Source organism: Nocardioides sp. NPDC057772, from assembly GCF_042798075.1.
GTDB lineage: Bacteria > Actinomycetota > Actinomycetes > Propionibacteriales > Nocardioidaceae > Nocardioides.
Genome location: NZ_JBHVKN010000255.1, coordinates 1 through 6,517 on the forward strand (window position 1 = coordinate 1; position 6,517 = coordinate 6,517).

9 protein-coding genes are annotated in these 6,517 nt (G+C 68.7%); all 9 read left to right on the top strand.

The genetic code is table 11. The features are described from left to right. Positions 1–151: 151 nt before the first annotated feature. Positions 152–844 (top strand): CDP-alcohol phosphatidyltransferase family protein, encoded by a 693-nt coding sequence (locus ACFVJS_RS25385; RefSeq protein ID WP_378886196.1) that lies wholly within the window; start codon positions 152–154, stop codon positions 842–844. After that, a complete protein-coding gene (locus ACFVJS_RS25390) occupies positions 837–1,772 on the top strand; it encodes a DUF881 domain-containing protein (RefSeq protein ID WP_378886198.1) in 936 nt (311 codons plus the stop codon). The genes ACFVJS_RS25385 and ACFVJS_RS25390 overlap by 8 nt, the downstream gene beginning before the upstream one ends. Further along, a complete protein-coding gene (locus tag ACFVJS_RS25395) occupies positions 1,769–2,101 on the top strand; it encodes a small basic family protein (RefSeq protein ID WP_008359542.1) in 333 nt (110 codons plus the stop codon). The genes ACFVJS_RS25390 and ACFVJS_RS25395 overlap by 4 nt, the downstream gene beginning before the upstream one ends. A 19-nt stretch (positions 2,102–2,120) precedes the next feature. Then, positions 2,121–3,410, top strand: a complete 1,290-nt coding sequence (locus tag ACFVJS_RS25400) for a DUF881 domain-containing protein (protein WP_378886200.1) — start codon at positions 2,121–2,123, stop codon at positions 3,408–3,410. Positions 3,411–3,497: 87 nt separating this feature from the next. Next, complete coding sequence (gcvH, locus tag ACFVJS_RS25405) at positions 3,498–3,890, top strand: glycine cleavage system protein GcvH (protein ID WP_378886202.1); 393 nt, start codon at positions 3,498–3,500, stop codon at positions 3,888–3,890. Between the two features lie 100 nt (positions 3,891–3,990). Then, positions 3,991–4,473 carry an FHA domain-containing protein gene (locus ACFVJS_RS25410; protein ID WP_378886204.1) on the top strand — a complete coding sequence of 161 codons (483 nt, stop codon included), beginning with the start codon at positions 3,991–3,993 and terminating at the stop codon, positions 4,471–4,473. Positions 4,474–4,476: 3 nt separating this feature from the next. Beyond that, a complete protein-coding gene (locus ACFVJS_RS25415; RefSeq protein ID WP_378886206.1) occupies positions 4,477–5,232 on the top strand; it encodes a MerR family transcriptional regulator in 756 nt (251 codons plus the stop codon). Between the two features lie 63 nt (positions 5,233–5,295). Further along, complete coding sequence (locus tag ACFVJS_RS25420) at positions 5,296–5,763, top strand: bifunctional nuclease family protein (RefSeq protein WP_165112639.1); 468 nt, start codon at positions 5,296–5,298, stop codon at positions 5,761–5,763. 177 nt (positions 5,764–5,940) lie between these two features. Then, positions 5,941–6,517: MerR family transcriptional regulator (locus ACFVJS_RS25425; protein WP_378886208.1), on the top strand; the 577-nt coding region annotated here is incomplete at its 3' end.

The following is a 6,517-nucleotide window of genomic DNA, read 5'->3' on the forward strand; positions in this document are numbered from 1 at the left end:
GGCGTTGTACCCGTCCGTCAACGCCATCGTCACTTCGACGACGTCACCGAACAGGCACTCTGCCGCGCCGTAGAGAACGTGGTCGGGGAGATCCGCGACGCCGCCCATGCCGATGACTCCACCGCTACCGAGTAAGCACTAGGGTTTGTCCGTGCCCAACCGTCGATCCGGTGATCCCCGCCTGCGTCCTCGCCGCGACGCCCGGCAACGACCGCTGGGCTCCGTCGACCGCAACCAGCCCGTGCTCGGCAAGCTGCTCAGCATCCTGCGGCTCGTCTACGCGCCGGTGATGCTGTGGGCGGTGATGATCGCCGAGGACGACACGATCGCGCTCGCGGCGTTCGTTCTCGCGGTGGTCACCGACCTCCTCGACAGCTGGCTCAACCGCAAGCAGCTGGGCCGCCGCCCCACGGGCGAGCTGCTCGACGTGGTCGCCAACACCGTCTTCGTCCTCGCTGCGACGTTCGCGCTCTGGCAGATCGACGTGATCCCGTGGCCGATCGCGCTGCTGGTGCCGCTGCGGCTCGTCGGCCTGCTCGCGATGATCCCGGCGCTGCGCAGCCGCGGGGTGCGTACGCTGCCGGTGCATCTTCTCGGCAAGGTGGCCGCCTTCTGCCTGCTGGTCTCTTTCCCGCTGCTCTACCTCAGCCACGACATCCCCGAGACCCTCGACCTCGGCCTGGAGCCGAGCCTGCCGATCCAGCTGGCGCAGGCGTTCGGCTGGGCGTTCGCGCTGTGGGGCGTCCTGCTGCTGTGGTGGAGCCTGGTCCTCTACGCCCAGGAGGTGCGTCGCCTGATGGCCACCACGCCACCGCTGGAGAAGGGTGGTGCGACCCATGCCTGAGCAGATCCCCGGCGAGGACCTGCGCGCCTACGTCACCAAGCCGCTCCTGGACCGCATCACCGACCAGTCGATCGACTCCGACTACAAGGCCGCTGCTGCGCGTCGCGAGCCGACGGGGGAGGAGCCGGCCCGTCGCCGCCGGCCGGGCGTGTGGGCCATGATCGTCGTGGGTCTCTTCGCGCTGCTGGCCACGACCGCCGCGGTGCAGACCTCCCGCAACGAGGACATCCGCCAGACCAGCAGACAGGTGCTCGTCGACCGCATCGAGCAGCGCCAGGACCGGATCGCCGACCTGCACCGCCAGATCTCGGCGCTCCGGGAGGACAACCAGCGAAGTGAGGGGTCGCTGAACTCGCTCGGTCTCCGGGCGAAGTCCGCCTCCTCGACCGCGGTCGAGACCGCGGAGGAGACCGGCTTCGCCCCGGTGACCGGCTCGGGGATCCGGATCACCATCGACAATGCCGCCGACGGCAACGAAGGCGGCACGGTCCGCGACTACGATCTCGCCGTGATCGTCAACGGACTGTGGGAGGCGGGTGCCACCGCCGTGGCCGTCGACGGTCAGCGGGTCACCGCGCGCAGCGGCGTGATCACCTCCGGTGCCACCCTCCGGATGAACGACGTCTCGCTCTCGCCCCCATATGAGGTGTCGGCGATCGGCGATCCGCGTACGCTGGCCGCACGCTTCGCCGAGACGGTCTCCGGCGCGATGATCCACACCACGACGCAGGACTACGGGATGCCCTACGACGTCGAGAACATCGACCGGCTCACCCTCCCCGCGGCGCCGGCCGATCTGCTGGAGCTCACCCACCTCGGGCCCGAGTCTGACGACGAGGCCTCCCGGGGCTCGAAGGGCTCAGCGAAGCCCACCGACGACACCGACGAAGACACTGAACAGAACAGCGAAGGGGACCGCGAAGAATGATCGCCGTCATCGGCCTAGTGATCGGCATCGTGCTGGGACTGTTCTTCCAGCCCGAGGTGCCCGTCGGTCTGGCGCCCTACCTCCCGATCGCCGTCGTCGCCGCGCTCGACGCCGTCTTCGGTGCGCTGCGGGCATTCATGGACGGCATCTTCGACGACAAGGTCTTCGTCGTCTCGTTCATCAGCAACGTCGTCATCGCCGCGGGCATCGTCTACCTCGGTGACCGTCTCGGCGTCGGCGGCCAGCTCTCCACGGGCGTGATCGTCGTCCTCGGCATCCGCATCTTCACCAACGTCGCGGCCATCCGGAGGCACATCTTCCATGCCTGAGCGGAAGCGGAGGCCGGCGGTGAAGCGGACCGTGGCCAAGCGGACCCCGGCGAAGAAGGCTCCGGCGGAGAAGCCCGTCTCCGACGACGCTGTCACGCCGGAGGTCGAGGACGAAGGTACGCCGTCTGTTGAGCAGGCTTCGGTCGACGAGGCGGTCGAGGCGACCGACAACGCGCCCGCCGTGGCCGATGAGCCCGAGACCCGGGATGCCGCCGGGACTGAGGACGACGCCGCTGACGACGCCGCTGACGACGCCGCTGCGGATGACACCTCGGATGAGGTCGTCGCTGAGGAGTCCGAGGAGCCGCAGGCTGCCGAGCCTGAGCCCGAGCCCGCCGCCGAGCCCGAGGAGTCGGGCGAGACCGAGACGGCGACGGACGAGACCACCGCGACGACCGGCGACGAGGGTGCGGAAGAGGCCGATCCGGCCGAGCCTGAGGAGCCGACCGAGGCGCTGGAGCCCGAGAAGTCCGAGAAGCCGGACGAGCCCGGCGATGACGACACGCCCGACGGGCCCGATGAGCCCGATGAGCTCGATGAGGTCGCCGAGGCGGCGGAGGTGCCGAAGAAGGCGGACGAGCCCGAGGAGGAACCCGCGCCCCTGGTGGGCCGGGCGCGCCTGTTCGACGCGCTCACCCACTTCCGGCGGGGCCAGGTGGCCGTGGCGGTCCTGCTCTGCGTACTCGGCTACGCGGCGGTGGTGCAGGTCCAGACGAACACCGAGGACTCCACCTATGCCGGTCTGCGTGAGCAGGAGCTGATCGACATCCTCTCCGGCCTGGCCGGCACGACGCAGAAGGCCCAGGAGGAGATCGAGGAGCTCGAGGCGACCCGCGACGAGCTCGAGGACCAGACCCTCCAGCAGCAGACCGCGCTCCAGCGTGCCGAGGAGCAGGTCGACACGCTCCGGGTGATCGCCGGAACTGTTCCCGTCAGCGGTCCGGGCATCACCATCGAGATCGACCCCGGGGCCGACCCGCTGCGACTGACCGCCCTCCTCGACCTGATCGAGGAGCTGCGTACGAGCGGTGCCGAGGCGATGGAGATCGAGGGGGCCGACGGTGAGGCCGTACGCCTGGTCGCCTCCTCCTCGATCGAGATCGGCCAGCCCGCTCCCGGCCTCAACGTCAGCGGCGAGCTGATCAGCCCGCCCTACCGCCTCGAGGTCATCGGTCCGCCCGACACGCTGGCCGGTGCGATCGACTTCTACCAGGGCCCGCAGGACCAGCTCGAGGAGCAGGGCGCGGAGGTCGAGGTGGAGTCGGAGGAGAAGATCGACATCGAGTCGATTCACACCGTGTCCCGCTGACCGTTTCGTCGGTGCGGCGCAGTAGGGTTTCGTCAACCGGCTCGCGGGACGATCTTCCGTAGCCAGACCAGTACGCCTGATGAGGAGATGCCCGTGTACCCCGAGGACCTGAAGTACACCAGCGAGCACGAGTGGCTGCGCAACCCTGGCGAGACCGAGGGCTCCGTACGGATCGGGATCACCAACTACGCCCAGGACGCGCTCGGCGACATCGTCTACGTCTCGCTGCCTGCCGTCGGCGACACCATCAAGGCGGGCGAGAGCTGCGGCGAGCTGGAGTCGACGAAGTCGGTCAGCGACATCTACGCGCCGATCACCGGTGAGGTCGTCGCGGTCAACGGCTCGCTCGACGCCACGCCCGAGCTGGTCAACGACGACCCCTACGGCGGCGGGTGGCTCTTCGAGGTCACCCCGGCCGATCCTGCCGAGCTGGAGAGCCTCCTCGACGCCGCGGCGTACGAGGCGTCGCTCGACGCGTAACCAACCGAACACCTGGGCCGACCTGATAGGTTGCGGTTACCATCCCTCAACGTTCACTTGAGGGTGTGTGCCCGGCCCTCGATGAACCTGGAGCTACAAAATGTCCGTGTGCCCCGCTTGCGGCAGCCAGAACCCCGACGAAGCGCGGTTCTGCTCGCAGTGTGGCGTAAGCCTGACCGGGACCGACCAGACCTCGACGATTCAGCTCGGGGCTGACGCCGACACCTCCGACCGGGTGCTCAGCCCGATCGAGGCGGCGACCGTCGAGGCCCTGCCGCGGGGCAACGGGATGCTCGTCGTGCAGCGCGGCCCCGGCGCCGGAAGCCGTTTCCTTCTCGACCAGGACATCGTCGTCGCGGGTCGTCACCCGGACAGCGACATCTTCCTCGACGACGTCACCGTCTCCCGCCGCCACGCCGAGTTCAAGCGCACCGGCGACACCTTCGAGGTCTCCGACGTCGGCAGCCTCAACGGGACCTACGTCAACCGCGACCGCATCGAGAACCTCGTCCTCAAGGACGGCGACGAGGTGCAGGTCGGGAAGTTCCGGCTCGTCTTCTACGCCGGGCACGAAGGGGCGTAGCCGATGGCCGCCGCCGCGATGCCTGACCCTCAACGGCCGGCTAGCGACTCGGGGGAGCGGCTCAACATCGGGCAGGTCCTGGACCAGCTGCGTCCGGACTTCCCGACGGTCACGATCCCGAAGATCCGGTTCCTCGAGGACAAGGGACTGATCAAGCCGGAGCGCACTCCCGCGGGCTACCGCAAGTTCTCCCGCCGCGACGTGGAGCGCCTGCGCTACATCCTGCGGATGCAGCGCGACCACTACCTGCCGCTCAAGGTCATCGGCGAGCACCTCGACGCGATCGACCGCGGCCTCGAGCCGCCGGCGATCGAGCCGACCGTCCCCACCGTCCCGACAGTCGCCCTCACACCCGACGGCGCGCCCGGGGCGGAGTCGTTCCGGCGCACGGACCACATGCGGATCTCGCGACGCGAGCTCCTCAAGGTGGCCGAGGTCGACGAGACGCTGCTGAGTGAGCTGGAGAAGATGGCACTGGTGGTGCCGTTGCGCAGCGGGCACTACGACACCGACGCTCTCGCGATCGCGCGCACGGCCAAGGAGCTCGCCGAGTTCGGCATCGAGCCTCGACACCTGCGTGGCATGAAGGCCGCCGCCGACCGCGAGGTCGGTCTCATCGAGCAGATCGTCGCGCCGCTGCGGCGCCCCGGCAACGCCGGCGCGCAGGGCCGCGCCGAGGAGATCGGCAGCGAGATCGCCTCGCTCGCGGTCCGTATGCACGCCACCCTGGTGAAGTCCGGGCTGCGGCGCGATCGCTGATTTGGTTCATGTCGCCGGTGACCAGGCTGCTCTCGCGACCTGGAGCCGGGTAGGGTGGATGACATGCGCGAGGTCGATGTGCTCGGAGTCCGAGTGGAGATGCCCTCCAACCAGCCGATCGTGCTGCTGCGCGAGGTGGCGGGCGAGCGATACCTGCCCATCTGGATCGGCGCGGTGGAAGCGACCGCGATCGCTTTCGCCCAGCAGGGCGTGGTGCCGCCGCGGCCGCTGACCCATGACCTGCTCAAGGACGTCGTGGAGGCGACCGGCAACGAGCTGACCGAGGTGCAGATCACCTCGGTCACCGACCGCGTCTTCTATGCCAACCTGGTCTTCGCCTCGGGGGTCGAGGTGAGCGCACGACCCTCCGACTCGATCGCGCTGGCGCTGCGTACGGGCACGAAGATCGTGGTCTCCGACGAGGTGCTCGACGAGGCCGGACTGGCTGTTCCGGCCGAGCAGGAGGACGAGATCGAGAAGTTCCGTGAGTTCCTCGACGAGATCACGCCCGAGGACTTCGAGTCCCACTGATGGAAAAGCCTCAAGTTGAACCTGAGGGTTAGCCTGGGCGACACGCCGGAGGGGGTTCTTTGACCAGGGACCTTGCGACGCTTACCTTGTAGTTGTCTCTGTTGTAACTCCAACGGTGTGGTCCCCCCGCCGCAGCCGTTCATTCCCCGAGTGGAGTTACGCACAACGGAGTAGACGATGGAGGACATCGTGTTCGACCACGAGCAGAAGCCCGGCCACGGCGCCGACGACGCGCAACGCGCGGCGGAGCAGGCCGACGAGCAGGGCCTTCTCTTCACCGACGATGTCTCGCCCCTGCCGAGCGACACCGGTTACCGCGGGCCGACGGCCTGCAACGCGGCTGGGATCAGCTACCGTCAGCTCGACTACTGGGCCCGCACCGGCCTGGTCGAGCCGAGCGTGCGCGGCGCCACCGGCTCCGGCACCCAGCGGCTCTACTCCTTCCGCGACATCCTGATCCTCAAGGTCATCAAGCGACTCCTCGACGCGGGCATCTCGCTGCAGCAGATCCGTGCTGCGGTGCAGCACCTGCGTGAGCGCGGCACCGACGACCTCACCCGCGTCACCCTGATGAGCGACGGCGCCTCGGTCTACGAGTGCACCAGCAACGACGAGGTCATCGACCTTCTCCAGGGCGGGCAAGGCGTCTTCGGCATCGCCATCGGCTGGCTCCTGAGGGCATCTAAGACAACTCGTAAGCCCTCCCCCTCTGTCACCGCACCTGCGCCGCTTCAGAGTTGCCTGGTCCGCACAG

Excerpts from the sequence above, each read along its gene's own strand:
- ACFVJS_RS25415 (WP_378886206.1), top strand. The coding sequence starts at position 4,477 with ATGGCCGCCGCCGCGATGCCTGACCCTCAACGGCCGGCTAGCGACTCG.
- gcvH (WP_378886202.1), top strand. The coding sequence starts at position 3,498 with ATGCCCGTGTACCCCGAGGACCTGAAGTACACCAGCGAGCACGAGTGG.
- ACFVJS_RS25420 (WP_165112639.1), top strand. The coding sequence starts at position 5,296 with ATGCGCGAGGTCGATGTGCTCGGAGTCCGAGTGGAGATGCCCTCCAAC.
- ACFVJS_RS25410 (WP_378886204.1), top strand. The coding sequence starts at position 3,991 with ATGTCCGTGTGCCCCGCTTGCGGCAGCCAGAACCCCGACGAAGCGCGG.
- ACFVJS_RS25395 (WP_008359542.1), top strand. The coding sequence starts at position 1,769 with ATGATCGCCGTCATCGGCCTAGTGATCGGCATCGTGCTGGGACTGTTC.
- ACFVJS_RS25390 (WP_378886198.1), top strand. The coding sequence starts at position 837 with ATGCCTGAGCAGATCCCCGGCGAGGACCTGCGCGCCTACGTCACCAAG.